At 70.8% G+C, this 20,670-nt stretch carries 25 protein-coding genes and 2 riboswitches; of the genes, 13 read left to right on the forward strand and 12 right to left on the reverse strand.

The window, feature by feature from the left end; all coding sequences use genetic code 11:
* Positions 1-8 precede the first annotated feature (8 nt).
* The 8 genes from iolB to MXD64_RS04280 all read left to right on the forward strand — a co-directional run bounded on the left by iolB (position 9) and on the right by MXD64_RS04280 (position 8,811).
* Entirely contained in the window at positions 9-932 is a 924-nt protein-coding gene (gene iolB, locus MXD64_RS04245) for a 5-deoxy-glucuronate isomerase (RefSeq protein WP_017887105.1), read from the forward strand.
* A 35-nt stretch (positions 933-967) separates the two neighbouring features.
* Positions 968-2,857, forward strand: a complete 1,890-nt coding sequence (gene iolD, locus MXD64_RS04250) for a 3D-(3,5/4)-trihydroxycyclohexane-1,2-dione acylhydrolase (decyclizing) (RefSeq protein ID WP_071251930.1) — start codon at positions 968-970, stop codon at positions 2,855-2,857.
* Between the two features lie 33 nt (positions 2,858-2,890).
* Complete coding sequence (locus MXD64_RS04255; protein WP_071251907.1) at positions 2,891-3,844, forward strand: sugar phosphate isomerase/epimerase family protein; 954 nt, start codon at positions 2,891-2,893, stop codon at positions 3,842-3,844.
* A gap of 44 nt (positions 3,845-3,888) precedes the next feature.
* Complete coding sequence (locus MXD64_RS04260) at positions 3,889-4,959, forward strand: Gfo/Idh/MocA family protein (RefSeq protein WP_194590252.1); 1,071 nt, start codon at positions 3,889-3,891, stop codon at positions 4,957-4,959.
* A gap of 3 nt (positions 4,960-4,962) precedes the next feature.
* Positions 4,963-5,832 carry a sugar phosphate isomerase/epimerase family protein gene (locus MXD64_RS04265; protein ID WP_259575753.1) on the forward strand — a complete coding sequence of 290 codons (870 nt, stop codon included), beginning with the start codon at positions 4,963-4,965 and terminating at the stop codon, positions 5,830-5,832.
* Positions 5,829-6,941 (forward strand): transaldolase family protein, encoded by a 1,113-nt coding sequence (locus MXD64_RS04270; protein WP_017887100.1) that lies wholly within the window; start codon positions 5,829-5,831, stop codon positions 6,939-6,941. Before MXD64_RS04265 ends, MXD64_RS04270 begins: the two co-directional genes overlap by 4 nt.
* A gap of 207 nt (positions 6,942-7,148) precedes the next feature.
* A complete protein-coding gene (locus MXD64_RS04275; protein ID WP_017887099.1) occupies positions 7,149-8,342 on the forward strand; it encodes a Gfo/Idh/MocA family protein in 1,194 nt (397 codons plus the stop codon).
* 61 nt (positions 8,343-8,403) lie between these two features.
* Positions 8,404-8,811 (forward strand): tautomerase family protein, encoded by a 408-nt coding sequence (locus tag MXD64_RS04280; protein ID WP_017887098.1) that lies wholly within the window; start codon positions 8,404-8,406, stop codon positions 8,809-8,811.
* A gap of 154 nt (positions 8,812-8,965) precedes the next feature.
* Here the strand turns inward: MXD64_RS04280 and MXD64_RS04285 are convergent, their stop codons facing one another.
* Together MXD64_RS04285 and MXD64_RS04290 are read right to left on the reverse strand one after the other, a co-directional pair.
* Positions 8,966-9,724 (reverse strand): GntR family transcriptional regulator, encoded by a 759-nt coding sequence (locus MXD64_RS04285; protein WP_017887097.1) that lies wholly within the window; start codon positions 9,722-9,724, stop codon positions 8,966-8,968.
* 122 nt (positions 9,725-9,846) lie between these two features.
* Positions 9,847-10,512, reverse strand: a complete 666-nt coding sequence (locus MXD64_RS04290; RefSeq protein WP_017887096.1) for an exonuclease domain-containing protein — start codon at positions 10,510-10,512, stop codon at positions 9,847-9,849.
* A gap of 44 nt (positions 10,513-10,556) precedes the next feature.
* Between MXD64_RS04290 and MXD64_RS04295 the strand changes: the two genes are divergently transcribed.
* Genes MXD64_RS04295 through MXD64_RS04305 form a run of 3 tightly spaced genes read left to right on the forward strand, consistent with a single transcriptional unit; the run spans position 10,557 to position 12,643 of the window.
* On the forward strand, positions 10,557-11,126 hold the full coding sequence (locus tag MXD64_RS04295; protein WP_140448424.1) for a hypothetical protein: 570 nt from the start codon (positions 10,557-10,559) through the stop codon (positions 11,124-11,126).
* Positions 11,127-11,185: 59 nt separating this feature from the next.
* Positions 11,186-12,259: a redox-regulated ATPase YchF gene (ychF, locus tag MXD64_RS04300; RefSeq protein ID WP_263137173.1), complete on the forward strand. Its 1,074-nt coding sequence runs from the start codon at positions 11,186-11,188 to the stop codon at positions 12,257-12,259.
* A 12-nt stretch (positions 12,260-12,271) separates the two neighbouring features.
* Positions 12,272-12,643: a hypothetical protein gene (locus MXD64_RS04305; RefSeq protein ID WP_017887093.1), complete on the forward strand. Its 372-nt coding sequence runs from the start codon at positions 12,272-12,274 to the stop codon at positions 12,641-12,643.
* Here the strand turns inward: MXD64_RS04305 and MXD64_RS04310 are convergent.
* The 4 genes from MXD64_RS04310 to MXD64_RS04325 form a co-directional block, all read right to left on the reverse strand.
* Positions 12,615-13,088, reverse strand: coding sequence for a nucleotidyltransferase domain-containing protein (locus MXD64_RS04310; RefSeq protein WP_194590250.1), 474 nt, complete (start codon positions 13,086-13,088; stop codon positions 12,615-12,617). The genes MXD64_RS04305 and MXD64_RS04310 overlap by 29 nt on opposite strands.
* Before the next feature lie 99 nt (positions 13,089-13,187).
* A complete protein-coding gene (locus MXD64_RS04315; RefSeq protein WP_017887091.1) occupies positions 13,188-13,475 on the reverse strand; it encodes a hypothetical protein in 288 nt (95 codons plus the stop codon).
* A gap of 272 nt (positions 13,476-13,747) precedes the next feature.
* On the reverse strand, positions 13,748-14,359 hold the full coding sequence (locus MXD64_RS04320) for an HD domain-containing protein (protein WP_263137174.1): 612 nt from the start codon (positions 14,357-14,359) through the stop codon (positions 13,748-13,750).
* A 176-nt stretch (positions 14,360-14,535) separates the two neighbouring features.
* The gene (locus tag MXD64_RS04325) at positions 14,536-15,312 is read right to left on the reverse strand and encodes an isocitrate lyase/PEP mutase family protein (RefSeq protein WP_259575757.1); all 777 of its coding nucleotides are present in this window, start codon (positions 15,310-15,312) and stop codon (positions 14,536-14,538) included.
* Between the two features lie 112 nt (positions 15,313-15,424).
* On the opposite strand from MXD64_RS04325, the gene MXD64_RS04330 reads away from it, so the two are divergent.
* Positions 15,425-16,612, forward strand: a complete 1,188-nt coding sequence (locus MXD64_RS04330) for a MalY/PatB family protein (RefSeq protein WP_071251932.1) — start codon at positions 15,425-15,427, stop codon at positions 16,610-16,612.
* A 104-nt stretch (positions 16,613-16,716) separates the two neighbouring features.
* Here MXD64_RS04330 and MXD64_RS04335 read toward each other — a convergent pair whose 3' ends face one another.
* A complete protein-coding gene (locus MXD64_RS04335; protein WP_042539381.1) occupies positions 16,717-16,902 on the reverse strand; it encodes a hypothetical protein in 186 nt (61 codons plus the stop codon).
* Positions 16,903-16,948: 46 nt separating this feature from the next.
* Positions 16,949-17,437, reverse strand: a complete 489-nt coding sequence (locus MXD64_RS04340) for a GNAT family N-acetyltransferase (RefSeq protein ID WP_159557561.1) — start codon at positions 17,435-17,437, stop codon at positions 16,949-16,951.
* A 68-nt stretch (positions 17,438-17,505) separates the two neighbouring features.
* Between MXD64_RS04340 and MXD64_RS04345 the strand changes: the two genes are divergently transcribed.
* Entirely contained in the window at positions 17,506-18,390 is an 885-nt protein-coding gene (locus MXD64_RS04345) for a LysR substrate-binding domain-containing protein (protein WP_259551960.1), read from the forward strand.
* 46 nt (positions 18,391-18,436) lie between these two features.
* Here the strand turns inward: MXD64_RS04345 and MXD64_RS04350 are convergent, their stop codons facing one another.
* The 4 genes from MXD64_RS04350 to MXD64_RS04365 are packed head-to-tail and all read right to left on the reverse strand — an operon-like array spanning position 18,437 to position 20,333.
* Entirely contained in the window at positions 18,437-18,691 is a 255-nt protein-coding gene (locus MXD64_RS04350) for a hypothetical protein (protein ID WP_017887084.1), read from the reverse strand.
* Positions 18,688-19,170 carry an FBP domain-containing protein gene (locus MXD64_RS04355; protein WP_259551962.1) on the reverse strand — a complete coding sequence of 161 codons (483 nt, stop codon included), beginning with the start codon at positions 19,168-19,170 and terminating at the stop codon, positions 18,688-18,690. Before MXD64_RS04355 ends, MXD64_RS04350 begins: the two co-directional genes overlap by 4 nt.
* Before the next feature lie 37 nt (positions 19,171-19,207).
* Positions 19,208-19,945 carry a M48 family metalloprotease gene (locus MXD64_RS04360; protein ID WP_017887082.1) on the reverse strand — a complete coding sequence of 246 codons (738 nt, stop codon included), beginning with the start codon at positions 19,943-19,945 and terminating at the stop codon, positions 19,208-19,210.
* A gap of 13 nt (positions 19,946-19,958) precedes the next feature.
* Entirely contained in the window at positions 19,959-20,333 is a 375-nt protein-coding gene (locus MXD64_RS04365; protein WP_031259691.1) for a BlaI/MecI/CopY family transcriptional regulator, read from the reverse strand.
* A gap of 96 nt (positions 20,334-20,429) precedes the next feature.
* A riboswitch (glycine riboswitch) is annotated at positions 20,430-20,549 on the forward strand.
* A riboswitch (glycine riboswitch) is annotated at positions 20,550-20,651 on the forward strand.
* The last annotated feature ends 19 nt before the right edge of the window (positions 20,652-20,670 follow it).

Raw genomic sequence — 20,670 nt, forward strand, 5'->3', positions numbered from 1 at the left:
GCCGCAGCATGGCGAACGAACAGCACCAGCACGACCAGTGGTTCATCCCGGCCGGCTCCCGGCCCGAAGCGGGCTGGACCGACGTCGTCGACGGACGCATCGAGGGATGGGCGCACACCGGGCTCCGGACCGGCGCGGTGGCCGACGGGGGCGAGCTGCGCCTCCCCGCCGACGCCGTGGAGCGCATCATCGTGCCGCTCGCCGGGTCGTTCCACGTGACCCACTCGGGCGCCGCCGGTGACGGCGAGCAGGACCTGCAGGGGCGGGGGAGCGTCTTCGACGGTCCCAGCGACGTCCTGTACCTGGGCTCCGGTTCCGCGGCCACCATCACCGGCGACGGTCGGTTCGCCGTCGCGGAAGCCCCCACGGACATCGTCAAGCCGACCACGTACGTGGCCCGGCCGGACGTGCCGGTGGAGCTCCGCGGCGCCGGGCAGTCGAGCCGCCAGGTGCACAACTTCGGCACCCCGGCCGCGCTCGACGCCGTCAAGTTCATCGTGTGCGAAGTGATCACGCCGGCCGGCAACTGGTCGTCGTACCCGCCGCACAAGCACGACACGAACGTGCCCGGGTCGGAGTCCAACCTGGAAGAGATCTACTACTACGAGGCAGCGGTGTCCCGCGGGCTCGAGTCGATCACTCCCGAGGCCGCAGACCCGTTCGCCCTGCACCGCACCTACGCCTCGGACGACCGCGCCATCGACGAGTTCCGGCAGGTCCGCACCGGTGACGTCGCTCTGGTGCCCTACGGCTGGCACGGTCCCGCTGTCGCCGCTCCCGGCTACGACATGTACTACCTGAACGTGATGGCCGGGCCCGACCCGGAGCGCGTCTGGAACATCACCGACGACCCGGCCCACGGCTGGGTCCGCCGGGCGTGGGAGAGCGAGCAGCTCGACCCGCGCCTGCCCTACCAGAAGGAGGACGCGTGACCACCACCACGCGCCAGGCCGGCGCGACGCGTCGGATGACCGTCGGACAGGCACTCGTCGAGTTCCTGGCCAACCAGTGGACCGTCGACGGTGACGTCCGCGAACGCACCATCCCGGGGATCTTCGGCATCTTCGGGCACGGCAACGTCGCCGGGGTCGGTCAGGCGATCAAGCAGCTCCACGTCGAGCAGCCCGGGTTGCTGCCGTACCACCAGGCCCGCAACGAGCAGGCGATGGTGCACGAGGCCGTCGGCTTCGCCCGCATGCACCGCCGCCGTGCGACGTTCGCGTCGACCGCGTCTGTGGGCCCGGGTGCCGCCAACATGCTGACCGCCGCAGCACTCGCCACGACGAACCGGTTGCCGGCACTGCTCCTGCCGTCGGACACCTTCGCCACGCGCACCACCGACCCGGTGCTCCAGCAGATCGAGCTGCCGCACGACACGTCGTTGCAGGTCACCGACGCCTTCCGTCCGCTGTCGCGCTACTTCGACCGCGTGGAGCGTCCGGAGCAGCTGTTCTCGATCGCGCTCGCCGCGATGCGGGTCCTGACCGACCCGGCCGAGACCGGTGCGGTGACGATCGCCCTGCCCGAGGACGTCCAGGCCGAGGAGTTCGACGTGCCCGTCGCGTTCCTGCAGCCGCGTGAGTGGCACATCCGCCGTCCGCTGCCCGAGCGTGGCCCGCTCGAGCGTGCCGTGGCCGCGATCCGTGCCGGCCGGCGTCCGGTCATCGTGGCCGGCGGCGGGGTCCTGTACTCCGACGCCGCCGACGAGCTCCGTGCCTTCGTCGAGGCCACGGGGATCCCGGTCGGCACGTCGCAGGCCGGCGGCGGGTCCCTGGTCTGGGACCACCCGCAGTACCTCGGCGGGATCGGCGCGACCGGCACCGCCGCCGCCAACGCGATCGCCGCCCAGGCCGACGTCGTCATCGGGATCGGCACCCGCTACAGCGACTTCACCACGGCGTCGCGCACGGCGTTCCAGAACCCCGACGTCACGTTCGTCAACGTCAACGTGGCCGCGTTCGACGCCTACAAGCACGGATCGCAGCTGCCGCTGATCGCGGACGCCCGGGAGGCCCTGGTCGCCCTGACCGAGTCGCTCACCTCGGACACGGCGTACGTCGTCGAGCCCGGCTACGCGTCCGAGATCGCCTCGCTGAAGGCGGCGTGGGACGCTGCCGTCGACGGCGCGTTCGCGCCGTCCGGCGCGGACCTGCCCGGCCAGCCGGAGATCATCGGAGCCGTGCAGTCGGTCTCCGACCCGCGCGACGTCGTGATCCAGGCCGCGGGCTCGCTGCCCGGCGACCTGCACAAGCTCTGGCGGGTGCGCGACGAGCTCGGATACCACGTCGAGTACGCGTTCTCGTGCATGGGCTACGAGATCGCCGGCGGCATCGGGGTCCGGCGCGGGGCGCCGGACCGCGACGCGATCGTGATGGTCGGTGACGGCAGCTACCTCATGCTGCACACCGAGCTCGTCACCGCCGTGGCCGAGGGCATCAAGATCATCGTCGTGCTCATCCAGAACCACGGGTACGCGTCGATCGGGCACCTGTCCGAGACCGTCGGCTCCGAGCGCTTCGGCACGAAGTACCGCTACCTCGACGAGACCGAGTCGTTCGAGAACGGCGAGCCCCTGCCCGTCGACCTCGCCGCCAACGCCCGCTCGTACGGCGTCGACGTCATCGAGGTGCAGCCCGGTCCGGACAGCATCGAGGACCTGAAGGCCGCGCTGCGTCAGGCGAAGGCGAACGACCACACCACCCTGGTGCACATCAACTCCGACCCGCTGGTCTACGCCCCCGAGGGCGACGGCTGGTGGGACGTGCCGGTCGCGCAGACCTCCACCCTCCCCAGCACCCAGGCCGCCCGCGCCGAGTACGAGCAGCAGGTCGCCACGCAGCGTCCGCTGCTCGGCTGAACCGTTCACGAGACAGAAAGCGACAGCGACGTCATGACCGACACCGTCACCCCCATCGGCAGCCCCGCGACCGACGCGGCGCCCGCCTCGATCCGCATCGGCACCGCACCTGACTCGTGGGGCGTCTGGTTCCCGGACGACCCGAAGCAGGTGCCGTGGCAGCGCTTCCTCGACGAGGCCTCCGCTGCCGGGTACGAGTGGATCGAGCTCGGCCCGTACGGGTACCTGCCGACCGACCCGTCCCAGCTGTCCGACGAGCTCGAGTCCCGCGGGCTCAAGCTGTCGGCGGGCACGGTCTTCACCGGGTTCCACAAGGGCGAGGACCAGTTCCAGCGGGCGTGGGACCAGGCCGTCGCCGTCGCCGGCCTGGCCGCGAAGCTCGGTGCCGAGCACCTGGTGACGATCCCCGACCTGTGGCGCTCGGACGCCACCGAAGAGGTGCTCGAGGCGCGCACGCTCACCGACGAGCAGTGGGAGCGACTCGGCAAGGGACACGACCAGCTCGGCAAGGCGCTGCTCGAGGAGTACGGCGTCCACCAGCAGTTCCACACCCACGCGGACAGCCACGTCGGCACCTACAAGGAGACCGTGCGGTTCCTCGAGGTCACGAACCCCGAGTACACGAACCTCTGCCTCGACACCGGCCACTTCGCCTACTACGGCGGCGACAACCTCAAGCTCATCGCCGCCCACCCGGAGCGCATCGGCTACCTGCACCTGAAGCAGGTCGACACCGACCTGCTGTTCGACGTGCTCAAGAACGACGTGCCGTTCGCCACCGCCGTGTCGCAGGGCATCATGACCGAGCCGCCGCACGGCACCCCCGAGCTCGCCCCGATCATCGAGGCCGTCGCCGCGATCAACCCGGACGTCTTCGGCATCGTCGAGCAGGACATGTACGGCTGCTCCGTCGACGCCCCCGGCCCGATCGCCGAACGCACCTTCCAGCACATCTTCGGCTCGACCTCGGCCGCCCGCGCCTCCTGACGCGCCGTCCACGCAGCGTCAACAACCACCAGGAGAACACCACCATGACCACCACACAGAACCTCCGCGTCGCCGTCGTCGGTGCCGGCATGATGGGCGCCGACCACGTCCGCCGCATCACCGCCAAGATCTCGAACGCCGACGTCGTCGCCGTCGTCGAGCCCGACCAGGCCCGTGCCGCTGCGGCAGCCACCCTGGCGCCCGGTGCGATCACCGCCGCGTCCTTCGACGAGGCGCTCGAGCAGACCGAGATCGACGCCGTCATCATCGCGACGCCGGGTTTCCTGCACGAGCCGATCCTGGTGACCGCGCTCGAGCGCGGCCTCACCGTCCTGTGCGAGAAGCCGCTGACGACCAGCGCCGAGGACTCGCTGCGCATCGTCGAGCTCGAGCAGCAGCACGCCGCCCGGCCCGTCATCCAGGTCGGCTTCATGCGCCGGTTCGACGCCGGGTACCAGGAGCTCAAGGCCCTGCGCGAGTCGGGGGCGAACGGTGCCCTGCTCGCCCTGCACCACGCGCACCGCAACCCGACGACGCCGCCGAACTTCAGCGAGTCGATGCTCATCCACGACTCGGTGATCCACGAGATCGACATCATCCCGTTCCTGACCGGCGAAGCCATCACGAGCGTCGAGGTGAAGAAGCCGCGCAAGAACTCCCTCGCGCCGGCCGACCTGCCCGAGCCGCAGTTCGTCCTGTTCACCACCGAGTCCGGCACGATGGCGATCGTCGAGATCAACGTCAACGCCCAGTTCGGCTACCAGGTCACCACCGACGCCGTGTTCGAGTCCGGTGTCGCGTACATCGGCCGCGACACGTCGCTCTCGCTCGTCGCAGCCGGAGCGACCTCGCAGGGCGTCACGCCGTCCTTCAAGGAGCGCTTCGGTGCCGCCTACGACGAAGAGGTCCAGCGCTGGGTCGACGCGGCCCGGACCGGCGGCATCGACGGGCCGAGCGCCTGGGACGGCTACACCGCCTCCGTCGTCGCCGAGGTCGCGGTCCGGGCCCAGCAGTCCGGCGCGCACGAAGTGGTGGAGTACGCGGTCACGAAGCCGGCGTTCTACGACGAGACCAGCGACGCGACGAGCGACACCGCCGCGCTCGCCGGGGCCTGATCGATGCCGAAGATCGCGCTCGACCCCACCCCGTTCCACCACGACCTGTCGCTGCTCGAGTTCCCGCGCAAGGTCGCGGAGCTCGGGTACGAGTACCTGCAGCTCACCCCGCACAAGGACTTCATCCCCTTCTACCGACACCCCAAGGCCGACGACGACCTGGTCGACGCGTTCGCCGCGGCCTGCCGTGACGCCGGGGTCCAGGTGGCGAGCGTGCTGCCGGTGCTGCGCTGGTCGGGCCCGGACGAGGACGCCCGACAGGCTGCGGTGCAGAAGTGGAAGCGGGTCATCGAGATCACGAAGCGCCTCGGCGTGGACACCATCAACACGGAGTTCTCCGGCCGCCCCGAGCGCGCCGAGGAGTCCGAGGACCAGTTCTACCGGTCGATGGAGGAACTGCTGCCGATCATCGAGGACGCCGGCATCCGGGTGCTCATCGACCCGCACCCCGACGACTTCGTCGAGGACGGGCTCGAGGCGCTCCGGGTGATCCGCGGCCTGAACTCGAAGCACGTCGGCTTCGTGTACGTCGCCTGCCACACGTTCCACTACGGCGGCAACATGGACGAGATCATCGACGCCGCCGGTGACTCGCTGCAGCTGGTCCACGTCGCCGACGCGTACGACCACCGTCGCTCGCACGGCCTGCGCTACATCACGAACCCGCCCGGCAACCCGGTCCGCGTGCACCAGCACCTGCCGGTCGGCCAGGCGGACGTCGACTTCGACGCTTTCTGGGCGGCACTCGACCGGGTCGGTTTCTCGGCGCGCGCGGACACCGTCGCGGTCTCGAGCGTCTTCGCCGAGGACGAGGACGCCGACGCGGTGTCGCGGTTCCAGCTCGACACGATCACGAAGGGACTCCACCGATGACCACCACCCTCGAGACGCAGGCGTCCACCGACGCCGACTCCCGTCCCGTCACCCTGCAGGCCGCGGAACAGACCCCGACCGCCCTGTGGAACGACTCCGCCGACCCGCGGGAGCTGTCGACCGCCATCCACGAGTACGGTGCCGTCGGGGCGACATGCAACCCGGTGATCGCGTACACCTGCATCCAGCAGGACCCGGAGACCTGGGTCCCCCGCATCCGTGCGATCGCTGCCGAGCACCCGACGGCGGGGGAGTCCTGGATCGGCTGGAAGGCCGTCGAGGAGCTCTCCATCGCCGCCGCGGCGCAGCTGCTGCCCGCGTTCGAGGCGTCCGGCGGCCGCAACGGTCGACTGTCGATGCAGACCGATCCCCGGTTCCACCGCGACCAGGACGCGCTCGTCGAGCAGGCCGTGCGGTTCTCGCAGCTCGCGCCGAACATCATCGTGAAGATCCCCGCCACGAAGGTCGGCATCGCCGCGATCGAGGAAGCCGCCTACCGCGGGGTCTCGATCAACGCCACGGTGTCCTTCACCGTGCCGCAGGTCGTCGCCGTGGGCGAAGCCATCGAGCGTGCCCTCGACCGCCGTGCTGCCGAGGGCAAGCCGGAGCAGGAGTTCGGCCACGTCGTCACTCTGATGGCCGGCCGCTTCGACGACTGGCTGAAGACCGTCGTGAAGCGTGACCACGTGATGGTGGACCCGGGCATCCTCGAGTGGGCCGGTGTCGCGGCGGTGAAGAACGCCTACCGCGTCTTCCAGGAGCGGGGGTTCCGCTCGCGCGTGCTGGTCGCCGCGTTCCGCAACGCGCTGCAGTGGTCCGAGTTCCAGGGCGGTGACCTCGTCGTCTCGCCGCCGTTCCAGTGGACGAAGGACATCAACGACAACGCGTTCCCGTTCCGCCCGCACGCCATCGACGACGAGGTCCCCGTGCACGTCATCGAGGCGCTCCGGGCGGCGACGCCGGAGTTCGCCCGCGGCTACGACGTGGACGGCATGACCATCGACGAGTTCGACCGCTTCGGTGCGACCGTGACGACGCTCCGGCAGTTCCTGGACGCCGACGCGAAGCTCGATGCCCTGGTCCGCGACATCATCGTCCCCGCGAACTGAGACGTGACCAGCTGCGCAGCGCGATCCCCGGTCGGAACCGCGGGGTCGCGCCCCGGGCGCTGCCGTACCAGCCTGGAGGCCCGGTGCCGGTCCCTGAGACCGGCACCGGGCCTCCAGGCGGTTGCGGCATGTGCTGACAAAGTCCGCAGCATCGGCTAGGGTCATTGTCGCGCTCCAACGCGCGTCACCTGAACGAAGGAGTTCTCCATGGACAGCATCGGCGTCGGGCTGATCTCGGTCGGCTGGATGGGGCGGTTGCACTCGCGCGCCTACCGGGCGTTGCCGGACCACTTCCCGGAGCTCGGCGTCCAGCCGCGGCTCGTCGTCGCGGCCGACCCGGTCGAGGCGGCGCGCGACCAGGCGGTGACGCGGCTCGGGTACGAACGTGCCGTCGCCGACTACCAGGAGGTCCTCGCCGACCCGGCCGTCGACGTCGTGTCGATCTGTTCGCCGAACTTCCTGCACCGCGAGATGGCCGTCGCCGCGGCCGAGGCGGGCAAGCCGTTCTGGATCGAGAAGCCGATGGGGCGGTACGCCAGCGACTCCCGCGCCATCCACCAGGCGGTGCAACAGGCGGGCGTCATCACGAGCGTCGGGTTCAACTACCGGCACGCCCCGGCGATCGAGCGTGCCCGTGAACTCGTCCGCAGCGGGCGGCTCGGCCGGATCACGAACGTGCGCGGATCGTTGCTCGCCGACTACTCGTCCGACCCGGCGGCCCCGCTGACCTGGCGCTTCGAGCGTGAGCGCGCAGGATCGGGCGTGCTCGGCGACCTGCTGTCGCACGGGCTCGACCTGGCGCAGTACGTGGTCGGTCGGATCGCTTCGGTCAGTGCGCTCGCGGAGACGTTCATCGAGTCGCGGCCCCGGCCTGCTGCCGGCATCGTCGACCGCAGTGCGGCGGCGACCGGTGAACTGGGCGCCGTCGAGAACGAGGACTACGCCGCGCTGCTGTTCCGGTTCGAGGACGGTGCGGTCGGCACGATGGACTCGAGTCGGGTCATGCGTGGGCCGCACGCCGAGTACACGCTCGAGATCTACGGCACCCGCGGTTCGGTCCGGTGGGACTTCCAGCGCCTCAACGAGCTCGAGGTGTACCTCGACGGACAAGAGGTCGACGGGTACGCCACCCACTACGTCGCCTCGGGTGACGGCGAGTTCGCGCGCTTCCAGCCGGGCGCCGGCACCGCGATGGGCTACGACGACCTGAAGACGATCGAGGCGGCGCAGTTCATCGCGAGTGTCCGGCGTGGAGAGCAGCTGGCGCCGTCGGTCGCGGACGGGCTCGCTGCCGCGTCGATCGTCGAGGCGGCGGAGGCCTCGCTGGTCGATGGTGCGTGGCACGATGTCGCCCTGGTCGACGGGCCGCTGACGTACGGGGCGCCGACACCCAGGATCTAGACACGCGGTGCCGCTCCCTTGTTAGTATGTAAGGACAAAGTCCGAGCAACCAGGAGGCACCATGCCGCTCGTCCGAATCGACCTCACCACCGGCCGCACGCCCGAGGCCGTCCGTGGCATCGCCGACGCCATCCACCAGGCCATCGTCGACGTGTACGGGATCCCGGTGCGAGACCGGTTCCAGGTGATCACCGAGCACCCGGCGCAGCAGATCATCGCCGAGGACGCCGGTCTGGGGTTCGAGCGCACCGAGGGTGTCGTGATGATCCAGGTGTTCACGCAGCGCGGACGGACCGACGAGGCAAAGGCGTCACTGTACCGGGCGATCCACGACGCCCTCGCGGCGATCGGCGTCGCGTCCGAGGACGTCTTCATCGGCTACGTCGAGAACGGGCCGCAGGACTGGTCGTTCGGCTTCGGACGGGCCCAGTACGTGACGGGCGAGCTCGGGGTGCCCGCGCTCGGTTGAGGCCGTGCGGGGGCGGGGCGGGGGCGGCGCGGTCACGACACCCCGCTCAGTTCCGTCGGGTGGTCAAGAAGTGTCGGTTGCCGGGCGTCCGGGCGACAGTTCGTGACCACTCGGCGCACTGCCGACAGCGAGTCGTGACCGCTCGACGAGCGACCTACTTGTCGACGAGCGTGACCTCGAACGAGTACCGGTCGGGGCGGTAGCAGTGCACGCCGTACTCGACCGCCCGGCCCGAGGCGTCGTACGCGGTACGGCTCATCGTGAGCACCGGATCGCCGTCCTCGATCTCGAGCAGACCGGCCTCTTCGTCGGTGACCGCCCGGGCGCCGATCCGCTGCTTGGCCACCCGCATCGTGACGCCCCGGCCGCGGAGCAGCTGGTACAGCCCGTGCGCCTGCAGGTCATCGTCCGTCAGGTCGAGGAACTCCGGCGGCAGGTAGTTCTCGAGGATCGCCATCGGGACGTCCTCGGCGAACCGCACCCGTCGGATGTGCGCGACGATCGTGCCCGGCTCGACGCTCAGCGCTGCGGCCACGTCGTCGGGAGCGGGGACGTCGTCGCGCTGCAGCAGCTTCGTCGCCGGAGCCTGCGCACCCTGGGCCAGGTCGTCGTACAGGCTGGTCAGCTCGACCTTGCGCGTGACCGGGCCGTGCACGACCTGGGTCCCGATGCCGCGGCGGCGCACCAGCAGACCCTTGTCGACGAGGTCCTGGATCGCACGACGGATCGTCGGCCGCGACAGGCCAAGACGCTCACCGAGGGCGATCTCGTTCTCGAGTCGGGCCCCTGGCGGCATCGCGCCGGAGCGGATCGACTCCTCGATGCGCGAGGCGACCTGGAAGTAGAGGGGCATGGGACCCGACCGGTCCAGGTCCATGAACAGGTCGGACGGCAGCTGGCCTTCGTTGGTCATCGCGGTCCTTCACACGTGCGGAGATGCCGGCGACGGTGCCGACGGCATTGTCGTGACAATACCACCGGGGATGTGGCACCCCGGCCGAGCGCAGCGGGCGTTGCGCCAGTCGGCGAACCCCGTCAGTCGGCGAAGACCATCGGTCGGTTCGACAGCCGCGGCTGGTTCGCGGCCTTCGGCTTCTCGGCACGAGCACGGACCGGGGCGATCGTCACCCGGGTGACCGCGCCGAGTGCCTCGACCGTCTCGACACCGTGGTGCCCGGCGGCGTGCACCACGATCGCAGCGCAGGCCTCGGCGTCGGCAGCGGCGTCGTGGTGCTGGAACCCCTCGAACCCGGCGGCCATCGCGGCGACCGGCAGGCGGTAGGAGTCGAGCGTGTAGGTCTTGCGGGCGACCGCCAGGGAGCACAGCGAGTGGTGCTCGGCCAGGTCGATCCCCGTCGCGGAGCACCCACCGGCGATGACGCCCATGTCGAAGCGGGCGTTGTGCGCCACCAGGACGTCGCCCTCGGCGAAGGCCACCAGGTCGGGGTACTGCTGCTCCCACGTCTTGGCGCGCGCGACGTCCTCGGCGACGATGCCGTGGATGCGGGTGTTCCACTCGAGGAACGCGTCGTGCCCGAACGGCGGGCGGATGAACCACGACGCCCGATCGACGACCCGGCCGGCGCGGACCTTCACCAGCCCGACGGAGCAGGCGCTGGCGGGCGAGCTGTTGGCGGTCTCGAAGTCGATCGCGGTGAAGTTCAACGGCACGGTCCCGATCGTCGCACGGGGTTCCGACATCGCCGTCCGTTCCCCTCGGCGTTGCGTGTGGCTACTCTCAGCGCATGGGGAACGACGCCGACCGACGTCCGCTCGTCCTGGTGCTCGCCGGGACCGGCTACGGGCAGCAGGCGCCGCTGCTCTGGTGGACGAGCGAGATCGCGCTCGCTGCGGGGTGCGAGGTCATCGCGCCACGATGGCAGGTCGACGACGCCGCCGGAGCCGATCCGGTCGGCTTCGTCGAGGCCGCTGTCGCCGCGGCGCTGGGGGACCGGCTGCCCGACCTCGTCGTCGCGAAGTCGTTCGGCTGCTTCGCCCTGCCCTGGGCGATCCGCAACGACGTGCCCGGGGTCTGGCTCACCCCGGTGCTCACGCACGACGATGTGGCCACGGCGCTCGCCGCCGCGACTGACGCGCACGACGCGATCGGGGGTGGAGCCGACACCATGTGGCGGCCCGACCGTGTCTCGGGGACGGCTGCGCGCCTCCAGACCGTCGACCGTGCCGGCCACTCGCTGCAGGTGCCTGGCGACTGGCGGCTCTCGCAGCGGCTGCAGGCCGACGTCTTCGACGTCGTCGAGCGCCGCATCACGGCCCTGCGGCCCCGTATGGCTGGGTCACGTCTGCTGGCCTGACGAACGGACTGGAGGCCCGGGTCGGCTCCGACAGGCCGCCGCCGGTAGGCTGTTCTCCCGTGGCTCTCACCATCGGAATCGTCGGTCTCCCGAACGTCGGCAAGTCGACCCTGTTCAACGCCCTGACCAAGAACCAGGTCCTCGCCGCGAACTACCCGTTCGCGACGATCGAGCCGAACGTCGGGGTGGTGAACCTGCCCGACTCGCGGCTCGACCAGCTCGCTGAGCTCTTCCACTCGGAGAAGACCGTGCCGGCGCCGGTGTCGTTCGTCGACATCGCGGGCATCGTCAAGGGCGCGAGCGAGGGCGAAGGCCTGGGCAACAAGTTCCTCGCCAACATCCGCGAGGCCGACGCCATCGCGCAGGTCGTCCGTGGCTTCACCGACGACGACGTCGTGCACGTCGCGAACAAGGTCTCCCCGAAGGACGACCTCGAGGTCATCAACACCGAGCTGATCCTCGCCGACATGGAGACCATCGACAAGGCGCTCCCGCGGTACGAGAAGATGCTCAAGCTCAAGCAGGCCGAGCCGGTCGTGCTCGAGACCGCTCGCGAGGCCCGTGCCGCGCTCGAGCAGGGCACCCTGCTCTCCGCCACGAAGATCGACCTGTCCCCGATCTCCGAGCTCGGGCTGCTCAGCGCCAAGCCCTTCATCTTCGTCTTCAACGTCGACGAGGCGATCCTGACGGACGAGTCCCGCAAAGCCGAACTGGCCGCGCTGGTCGCCCCCGCCCAGGCTGTCTTCCTCGACGCCCAGGTCGAGTCGGAGCTCATCGACCTCGACCCTGCCGACGCCGCCGAACTGCTCGAGTCGACCGGGCAGGCCGAGTCGGGCCTCGACCAGCTCGCCCGCATCGGGTTCGACACCCTCGGGCTGCAGACCTACCTGACGGCCGGTCCGAAGGAAGCCCGTGCGTGGACGATCGGCAAGGGGTGGAAGGCTCCCCAGGCTGCCGGCGTCATCCACACCGACTTCGAGAAGGGCTTCATCAAGGCCGAGGTCATCTCGTTCGACGACCTGGTCGCGACCGGCTCGATCGCCGAGGCCCGCGCTGCCGGCAAGGCCCGCATCGAGGGCAAGGACTACGTCATGCAGGACGGCGACGTGGTGGAGTTCCGCTTCAACAACTAGACCGAGGGGCACATGAGCCAACAGTTCGCCTTCTGGCGCACGAGCGAGCGACTCGATTCCGCGCAGGTGTACGAGCGCCTGGTGGACGGTGAGCACGTCTCCGGACTGGAGGCCCTCGACCACGAGGCTGTCGAGGCCGCCCTCATCGCCGCCTTTCCGCACTGGGCCGTCGAGAAGACCCGCGCGGACGGTGCCGACCAGACGATGCTCGCCGGGCCGGGGAACCGCGGTGCGATCGATGTGAGCTACAGCCCGCAGATGGTGACCACGACCTGTTACGGCATGGACTCGGAGCAGTGGAACGTCGTCATCTCTGCGGTGGTCGACCTGGGCTTGCCGCTGTACGACCCGCAGATCAGCTACCGCTTCGACGGGTACGAGTGAAGCCGACGGACGGCCCCGGCATCCGACCGGGTAGGTCGTCGGTGAGGACGTCGACCTCGAAACCGGTGATGCGCTCGACCTCGTGCGCGAACCCACCGAGATCGAACAGCGATGCTGTGGGGGTCAGGTGGACCAGCAGGTCGATGTCACTGTGTTCCGTGTCCTGCCCGCGCACCGCGGAGCCGAAGACGCGGACGTCGTCGAGGTGGAAGCGCTTCGCCTCGTCGAGGATCGCGTCGGCGTAGACGGCGAGCGGGATGCTCGGGCGGGTGTGCGCCGCTTCGAGGATCCGCCGGAGCGACCCCTCGCGCGGCCGCTTCCGTCCGCTCTCGTACGCCGAGATGGTGGGCTGCTGCATGCAGGCGGCGGCAGCGAGACCGGTCCGCGAGAGGCCGAGGTCTTCGCGGGCAGCGCGGATCAACTCCGCAGCACGTTCGATCCGCATGGCGACCTCCCATACAGCTCTCGACTCTAGACGAGCACCGGGAACGACGAAGCGCCGCCGAGCAGACTCGGCGGCGCTTCGTGGTGGTGCTGGTCGGACCTAGGCTGCGAGGGCCATCTCGCCTGCCTGCACGGACTGTGCCTGCAGCAGGGTGCGGCTGGCCTCGCCCGCCCAGGAGCGGCCCGGGACGGTCCAGCCGGCCTCGCCGACGGCGTCGAGCCGGGTACCCCGGGTGACGAAGGTCCCCAGGTCATCGGCTGCGATGCGGACGAGGTACTCGCGCTGCGAGCGGTCGTCGCGCACCGGGAACTCGGCGATGCGGTCGGGGGTGATCGTCGGGGCCGCGAGTGCGGTCCCGAACACGGTGATTCGTTCGTTGCTGGTCATGGTGCTGTACTTCCTGGTCATTCGGCGCCAGGGCGACTCGGTGTCGGCGGACGTCTCAGTCCAGCGCGACGCATCGAGTGCGGGGCGCGCACGTCGAGTTTCAACGTGCAGCTCGTCCGTTCGGATCGAGCGGTGTCTCGAGTGGAATGCGACTCGGGTGAGTCGGTGTCGAGAGGGTGGTGTGCGCGAGTCAGATGGGTTCGCTGCAGTGCACCAACAAGATACTATACGCCCACCCTGCCGAGAAGTCCAGCGAGTGACCGGACCGAGCGTCAGGACGCCAGGAACGTGGCCCAGCGGTCTCCGCCGGCGGCCACGTTGCCCGAGCCGTCCAGTCGGGCCGCGGCCGAGGACGGCTTGCGCGAGGCCTGCTCGTGGATCAGCCCGTCGAACGTCGCCGAGAAGTCCAGACGGGGCAGCGCGGCCGTGACGTCCCGCAGGTCGTCCGACGACCACCTGTCGAAGCCCACGCCGGAGACGTCGAGCGAGGTCGCGACCTCGAGCAGGTGTCCCTCGGCGTCGAGCTCCGGGTCGACGGACCGCCACATGTGCCGCTCGATGATCTCCCCGACCCGACGGGCTCGCACGGCGTCCCACCCGGCGCCGAGCGCGAAGACCGATCCGACCGCGCCGCCGGCGTCCTCGAAGGGCACCCGGTGGGCGTCGAACAACGGATCCACGCCGAGGTCGTGGAGCATCGTCGCGACGAAGAGCAGCTCGGGGTCCGGTTCGAGGTCGACCGTCGGGGCGAGCAGGACAGCCCATGCCCACGACCGCAGGCAGTGGTTGACGAGAGCCGGTTCGGACCATGCCCGCACGACGTCCAGTGCGCGCGCAGCGACGGGGGATGGCGGGGTGAGCAGGGCTTCGACGTCGACCGGCATGGCACGACAGTAGCGGCAGGAGCATGCCCCGCCAGCCCGGGTTCGCATGCCCTGGATCGGCACACGTGCCCCGGATCGCAACGACGTGCGCATGGGTGCGGGGGGCGTGACGCGACCACGGGACGGACGGGAGGCCCGTGGCGACACCGCCACGGGCCTCCCGTCCGTCTGCTCCGTCAGTTCAGGGTCGGGGTGTCCTCCGGCACGACGCCGTCGGCGTACAGGTCGGTCGCCAGGTCGCGGAGCGCGCGCAGCGCGACCCGCTGCGTGAGCGGGCCGTAGGAGATGCGGGCGACGCCGAGCGCCTCGTACTCGGCGGCGGGCAGGGCGCCGGGCAAGCCGATCACCGAGAGCTTGCCGCGACCGAGACCGGCGACGAGCCGCTCGACCACGGAACGATCGATCGCGCCGGGCACGAAGACCAGCGCGGCGCCGTTGTCCAGGAACGCCCTGCCTCGGGCGATCGCGTCCTCGATGCTCTCGTCGATCGGGCGCTCGCCGCCGCGGGCGATCGCGTCGGTGCGGGCGTTCAGCTGGAAGTCGACGCCCTCGGCCTGCGCCGCTGCGGTGATCGCGGCGACGCGGGCGACCGCCTCGTCGAAGGGACGCAGCCGGTCCTCGACGTTGGCGCCCACGATGCCCGAGCCGATGGCCCGGCGGATGGTCTCGGCGGGGTCCTGGTACCCGTCGTCCAGGTCGGCGGTGACCGGCAGGTCTGTCGCGGCGGACACGATCGCGGCACCCGACAGGGCGAGGTCGAGGGGCATGCCGCCGTCCTCGTACCCGTACGACGCGGCGATCGAGTGACCGGCGGTCGCGATGGCCTTCGTGCCGGGCAGGTCGCTGACGACCTTCGCGGTGATCGCGTCCCACACGTTCACGACGCGCAGGATCTCGGGGGCTTCGTGCAGCTGCTTGAGGGTGACGGCCTTGTCGGCGGTGCTCGTGCTCATGTCGCCGAGCGTAGGCCGACGGGGCGGCCCCCGGCCGTGACCCCACCCGAAGACGACGTGGGATGACGTCGGGAGTCGCGCCGGGCCTCCCGGCAGGGGCATGCTGGGACGCATGGCGAGCGACGAGCAGGACCCGGTCGGCACGCTCCGCGGGGTCCGGACGAGCATCAAGTGGACGCGGTACGCGCCCGACGTGCTGCCCCTGTTCGTCGCCGAGATGGACCACGACGTCGCGCCGGCGATCCGCCAGGCCCTGATCGAACGGGTCTCGCAGTCCGACCTCGGGTACCTCGACGGCCCCGGCCCGCTCGCACCGGCCTTCGCGCAGTTCGCGCTGGACCGCTGGGGCTGGCAGATCGACCCGTCGCGGATCCACCTGGCCACCGACGTCAGTGTCGGGATCGTCGAGTCGCTCCGGCTCGCGCTGCCCGACGGCGGCCGCGTCGCGATCACCCCGCCGGTGTACCCGCCGTTCTTCGAGCTCGTCGAAGAAGCTCGATGTCAGGTCGAGGAGGTCCCGCTGCTCGAGCAGTGGGGGCAGTACCGGCTCGACCTCGAGGGCCTCGAGCGGACGTTCGCCGACGGGGTCGGCGTGTTCCTGCTCTGCAACCCGCACAACCCCGTCGGGCTCGTGCACGACCGGGCCGACCTCGTCGCGATCGCCGAACTGGCCGCGAAGTACGACGTCCTCGTCATCAGCGACGAGATCCACGCACCCCTGACCCACCCCGGCGTGCAGTTCACCCCGTTCGCCGCCGTCGCCGAGCCCGTCGGAGCCCGGAGCGTGTGCGTGACCTCGGCGAGCAAGGGCTGGAACCTCGCCGGCGTGAAGTGTTCGGTCATCGTCGCCGGCGATCCCCGGACCGCCGCGCTCCTCGACACCCTGTGGGAGGAGGTCGCCTGCCGCACGAGCATCCTCGGGCTGCACGCGAACCTGGCGGCGTTCACCCTGGCGACGGACTGGCTCGACGACGTCGTGGCGCGCATCGTGGCGAACGACCGACTGCTCGCCAAGCTCCTCGCCGAACACCTGCCCGGTGTGGTCTACACGCGGCCGCGCGCCGGGTACCTGGCGTGGCTCGACTTCCGGGGCATCGGCCTCGGCGACGACCCCGCGGTGCCGCTGCGCGAGAACGCGTACGTCGCGCTGAACTCCGGGCTGGGGTTCGGGTCCGAAGGGCGGGGGTTCGTCCGGCTCAACCTGGCCTGTTCTCCGGAGACCCTGCGCGAGGCCGTGTTCCGGATCGCGTCGGCGTACCCGTCGAGCGCACAGGAGGGGCTGGTCTGGCACGTCGCGTGACCGGTGGAACGGCGTCGTTGCCGGCTACACAGCACCGAGTGAACGCAAGACGTCGGGTCGGCGCCACGCACTCGATGTCTTCTGCTCACTCGAGCCCGCCGGGGTCAGGCCACGTACTGGTTGCGGCCGACGACGCGGATGCGCAGGTCGTCGTCGCGGTCCATCGCGAGGAGTTCGCGGGCGACGAACCCGACGGACGGCCACCGGGAGACCTCGGTCACCATGAAGCCGTCGATGAACACCTGCCACGCGCCGGCCTCGCGGACCGCCTGCACCTCGTACATCGCCATGCCGTGAGCGTACCGGGACGGGGCCGCCGTCGGCGCAGGTCGAACGTCAGCGCAGGTCGAGCGTCATGTGCACGTCGGCCCGCACGTACGGGCTCGGGGCGATCTCATCCTCGTGCAGGTGCCGGAAGCCGAACGCCTCGTACAGGTGCACGGCGCTGGTGAGCTGCGCGTTGCTCTCCAGGTCGATGCGGTGTGCTCCGAGCTCGCGGGCCCGGTCGAGTGCCGCGGTGATGAGCTTCCGCCCGGTGCCGTGCCCCTGGTGGTCGGGGGAGACGGCCATCTTCACGAGTTCGAACACGCCGGGGGTGGTGGGCACGACCCCGATGCACCCGACGACCTGGTCGTCGAGCCGGGCGACCAGGACGGCACCGCCCTGCTCGACGACGCGGCCGACGGGGTCGGAGAGGAACACACGGTCCTCGTCCTCGAGGGTGAAGTACCGGGTGATCCAGGCCTCGTTGAGCGTGCGGAACGCCTCGGCGTCGGCGGGGGTGGCGAGGTCGGCGATGGTGACGGTGGAGGTTGCTTCGGGCATGCCTCCATCCTCGAGCGGCGATGCAGTCGCGTCCAATACTCGTTCGCGCTGATCGATACGCTGTGTGCATGGATCGAGAACCCGACGTCGACCTCCGTCACCTGCGGGCCTTCCTGGCCGTCGCCGACGAACTGCACTTCGGCCGAGCAGCCGGACAGCTGCGGATGGCCCAGCCCGCACTGTCCCAGCAGATCCGGCGGACCGAGCGCGCGCTCGGGGTCGACCTGTTCGTCCGGACCAGCCGCAGCGTCGCCCTGACCGCCGCCGGCCGGGCGCTGCAGGGCCGTGTGCGGTCGTTGCTCGGGCAGGTGCGGCGCGACCTCGACGAGACGGTCCGGGTCGGTCGGGGCGAGGTCGGTCGGCTCGACGTCGGGTTCGTGGTCTCCGCGCTGCCCCTCGGGCCGATCGAACGGGTGCAGTCGTTCCGGGAGCGCTACCCCCTGGTCCGGGTGGAACTGACCGAGGGGTACTCGTCGACGCTGCTGGCGCGGATCGTCCGCGGCGAGCTCGACCTCGCCGTCGTCCGCGATGCCGACCCGGACCCCGCCGTGCGCCTGCTGCCGTTCCGGTCCGAGGCGTTCGTCGCCGCCGTCCCGCGCGGGCACCGACTGGCAGGCCGCGAGCGCATCCGCGGCACCGAGCTGGTCGACGAACCGTTCGTGTTCTTCCCGGCGGTCGCCGGAGCACTGGCGACCGAGCGCAACCTGGCACCGGTCACCGCCGGTGGGCGCCGACCCGTCGTCGTGCAGGAGGCCACCACCTGGGCGACCGTGCTGCACCTGGTCGGGGTGGGCCTCGGCGTGACGGTGGTGCCGGAGAGCGCCGCGCTCGCCGCACCCGACACGGTGACGCTCCTGCCGCTCGAGGGCAGCGACCACCGCAGCGAGCTCGCGTGGGCGATGCGCGCTGACGACGACCGCGAGATCCTGCGCAACTTCGTCGCCGCGGACTGACCGAGCGGCCTCGGTGCACGGACGTGAGCCGGTCGGGCGTCCTCGTTCAGCCGAGCGACAGGACGGGCGCCCGGTGGTCACCGAGCTCGTCGATGCGCCACGGCCGAGCCCCGCGCAGCGTCAGGCCGAGCTGCACGAGCACGAACCCGACGTGCGGTTCGACATCGGGGTCCCACGGGCCCTCGACCCCCAGGCCGAACGCGCCGAGTTCATCGTCGGCTTCGTCCCGCAGGGTGAGTCGCCACCGTCCGTCGCCGAGTTCCTCGACCACGGCCCAGCGGGCGGTGCCGAACCGGCTCACGCCGTCTTCATGATGTCCGCGGTGAAGTTCTGCACGCGCTGGAGCAGGGACGCACCCCGCATCGCGATGGTCGCCGGCGGGTTCAGGTGCGGCGGTGCGGTACGGATGAGCATCGGGCAGCCGAGGTCTTCGCAGATGTACGTGCCGATGGTGTTGCCGTTGCGGCCGGACTCGCCAGCACGTGCGGCGGAGAACAGCCGGACCTGGGTCGCGGGCTGCGGGGAGTGGCAGAACGAGCACATCGCGGCGATGCCGGAGCGCAGCGACCCACCGGCGGACCGGACGACGATGCCCACGGGGCGCTCGTCGATCCAGGACACGATGTACCCGCGGCGGGCGGCCTGTGGGTCGCGCCACCCCAGGAACTCGCGCTCGTCCCAGAGGGTCTCGTGCAGGCCGGGGATGGGCAGCTGTGCGAGTTCGTCGGCTGTGGCGTTCACGAACGACGATCGGATGTCGGCTTCGGTCAGTGGCTTCACGGTGCTGACACCCTATTCCTCGCCTCCGACAGGGGCGCTACGACAGCCTGGAGGCGCGGATCGCGCCGAGCGCGCTGCTCCCGTCCGCCACCAGCACCGCCCGGCGCAGGGCGTCGCGTCCGACGCGACGGGCCGCCGCGTCGTCCGCGGCGAACTCCACGAGCACGCGCGTCGACCGCGCCATGGCGCGCGCACCGGGCACCCACGGGACCGCACGCTCGATCGATTCCGCGACCGCGACCGCAGCCGCGTGGTGCTGGGTCAGGTGGGCGCGTTCGTGGGCGACCACGGCCTCCAGTTCGTCGGTGCGCAACCGGTCTGCCAGGCCGGTGCTGACCAGGACCCCACCGCTCCGGCCCGGCACGGCGCACGCCAGTGCGTGGTCGGCCTCGACGACGGCGACGGGGGTGCCGTCGATCTCGCGGTGCGGGGCGACCCCGGAACGCATCGCCTGCCGGACGGCCTCGTGTTCGGGGCCGGGGCGGACCCGGACCGCGACGACGAACGCCACGACCGCGAGCACCGCGACGCCCACGTTGAAGCCGTGCGTGGGGGAGCCGTCCCCGCCGAAGAGCTCGGTGACCGGACGGTCGGCGAGCACGACCAGGGCGATGCCGGCCACGAAGCCGACGACGCCGAGCAGGACCGCGATCGACCAGCAGACCAGCGCGGTGCGCGGCAGGTCGATCGTCCAGGCGGAACGGGTCAGGACCCGGGGCGCGAACACCACCACCGCGAGTGCGAGGACGATGAGCGCGATGCCGGCGACGACCACGGTGTGCGGCCGGTCAGGAGCGGGCGCGGGCGTCGAGGGCGCGGCGCAGGGCCTCGAGGTCGTCCGAGGCGAGCGACCCGGTGAACTGCAGCAGTGCGGCCTCGCGGTCGGTCGAGGCGGCCAGCGCACTCGACATCAGTGAGGCGGTCTGCTCGTCGCGACTGTGCACGGCGCGGAAGGTCAGGGGAGCGTCGTCGTGCTGCTCCCGTTCCACCTGGCCCTTGCGGCCGAGTCGGTCGAGCACGGTGAGCACGGTCGTCAGCGCGGGGCGGGGCTCGGGGAACGCGTCGAGGACCTGGCGTGCGGTGAGCCCGGCGTCGGCGGAGCGGAGCGCGTCGAGCACCGCCTGCTCCAGCTGCCCGCGGGGGCGCGATCGTTGTCCGGCCATCCCCGCATTCTACGAGATGTCGAAGGTTCGCTCGCGACACACGCCCGAAACGCGGCCTCGGTATGCTCGACGCGGACAACTGAACACACCGGCCGTTCATCCGTCGCGGGAGACGCCGTGCAGTACCTCTGGGTACATCGTGCCCTCGGGCGCGCGCACGGCACCGAAGGAGCAATCCCCCCGTCAATCTCTCAGGTCCCACACCGCAGCGGACAGGCCACTCTGAAAAGCAGACGCTCGGTCGTCTCGCCCACGGTGAAAGCCGCCGGACCTCACGGGCCGCGGTGAAACTCTCAGGCCCATGACAGAGGGGGAGTTCCACCCGGCGATCGTCGCC

It is taken from the genome of Curtobacterium sp. Arg-1, assembly GCF_025643395.1.
Taxonomy (GTDB): Bacteria; Actinomycetota; Actinomycetes; order Actinomycetales; family Microbacteriaceae; genus Curtobacterium; species Curtobacterium poinsettiae.

Excerpts from the sequence above, each read along its gene's own strand:
- iolB (WP_017887105.1), top strand. The coding sequence starts at position 9 with ATGGCGAACGAACAGCACCAGCACGACCAGTGGTTCATCCCGGCCGGC.
- iolD (WP_071251930.1), top strand. The coding sequence starts at position 968 with ATGACCGTCGGACAGGCACTCGTCGAGTTCCTGGCCAACCAGTGGACC.
- MXD64_RS04255 (WP_071251907.1), top strand. The coding sequence starts at position 2,891 with ATGACCGACACCGTCACCCCCATCGGCAGCCCCGCGACCGACGCGGCG.
- MXD64_RS04260 (WP_194590252.1), top strand. The coding sequence starts at position 3,889 with ATGACCACCACACAGAACCTCCGCGTCGCCGTCGTCGGTGCCGGCATG.
- MXD64_RS04265 (WP_259575753.1), top strand. The coding sequence starts at position 4,963 with ATGCCGAAGATCGCGCTCGACCCCACCCCGTTCCACCACGACCTGTCG.
- MXD64_RS04270 (WP_017887100.1), top strand. The coding sequence starts at position 5,829 with ATGACCACCACCCTCGAGACGCAGGCGTCCACCGACGCCGACTCCCGT.
- MXD64_RS04275 (WP_017887099.1), top strand. The coding sequence starts at position 7,149 with ATGGACAGCATCGGCGTCGGGCTGATCTCGGTCGGCTGGATGGGGCGG.
- MXD64_RS04280 (WP_017887098.1), top strand. The coding sequence starts at position 8,404 with ATGCCGCTCGTCCGAATCGACCTCACCACCGGCCGCACGCCCGAGGCC.
- MXD64_RS04285 (WP_017887097.1), bottom strand. The coding sequence starts at position 9,724 with ATGACCAACGAAGGCCAGCTGCCGTCCGACCTGTTCATGGACCTGGAC.
- MXD64_RS04290 (WP_017887096.1), bottom strand. The coding sequence starts at position 10,512 with ATGTCGGAACCCCGTGCGACGATCGGGACCGTGCCGTTGAACTTCACC.
- MXD64_RS04295 (WP_140448424.1), top strand. The coding sequence starts at position 10,557 with ATGGGGAACGACGCCGACCGACGTCCGCTCGTCCTGGTGCTCGCCGGG.
- MXD64_RS04305 (WP_017887093.1), top strand. The coding sequence starts at position 12,272 with ATGAGCCAACAGTTCGCCTTCTGGCGCACGAGCGAGCGACTCGATTCC.
- MXD64_RS04310 (WP_194590250.1), bottom strand. The coding sequence starts at position 13,088 with ATGCGGATCGAACGTGCTGCGGAGTTGATCCGCGCTGCCCGCGAAGAC.
- MXD64_RS04315 (WP_017887091.1), bottom strand. The coding sequence starts at position 13,475 with ATGACCAGCAACGAACGAATCACCGTGTTCGGGACCGCACTCGCGGCC.
- MXD64_RS04320 (WP_263137174.1), bottom strand. The coding sequence starts at position 14,359 with ATGCCGGTCGACGTCGAAGCCCTGCTCACCCCGCCATCCCCCGTCGCT.
- MXD64_RS04325 (WP_259575757.1), bottom strand. The coding sequence starts at position 15,312 with ATGAGCACGAGCACCGCCGACAAGGCCGTCACCCTCAAGCAGCTGCAC.
- MXD64_RS04330 (WP_071251932.1), top strand. The coding sequence starts at position 15,425 with ATGGCGAGCGACGAGCAGGACCCGGTCGGCACGCTCCGCGGGGTCCGG.
- MXD64_RS04335 (WP_042539381.1), bottom strand. The coding sequence starts at position 16,902 with ATGGCGATGTACGAGGTGCAGGCGGTCCGCGAGGCCGGCGCGTGGCAG.
- MXD64_RS04340 (WP_159557561.1), bottom strand. The coding sequence starts at position 17,437 with ATGCCCGAAGCAACCTCCACCGTCACCATCGCCGACCTCGCCACCCCC.
- MXD64_RS04345 (WP_259551960.1), top strand. The coding sequence starts at position 17,506 with ATGGATCGAGAACCCGACGTCGACCTCCGTCACCTGCGGGCCTTCCTG.
- MXD64_RS04365 (WP_031259691.1), bottom strand. The coding sequence starts at position 20,333 with ATGGCCGGACAACGATCGCGCCCCCGCGGGCAGCTGGAGCAGGCGGTG.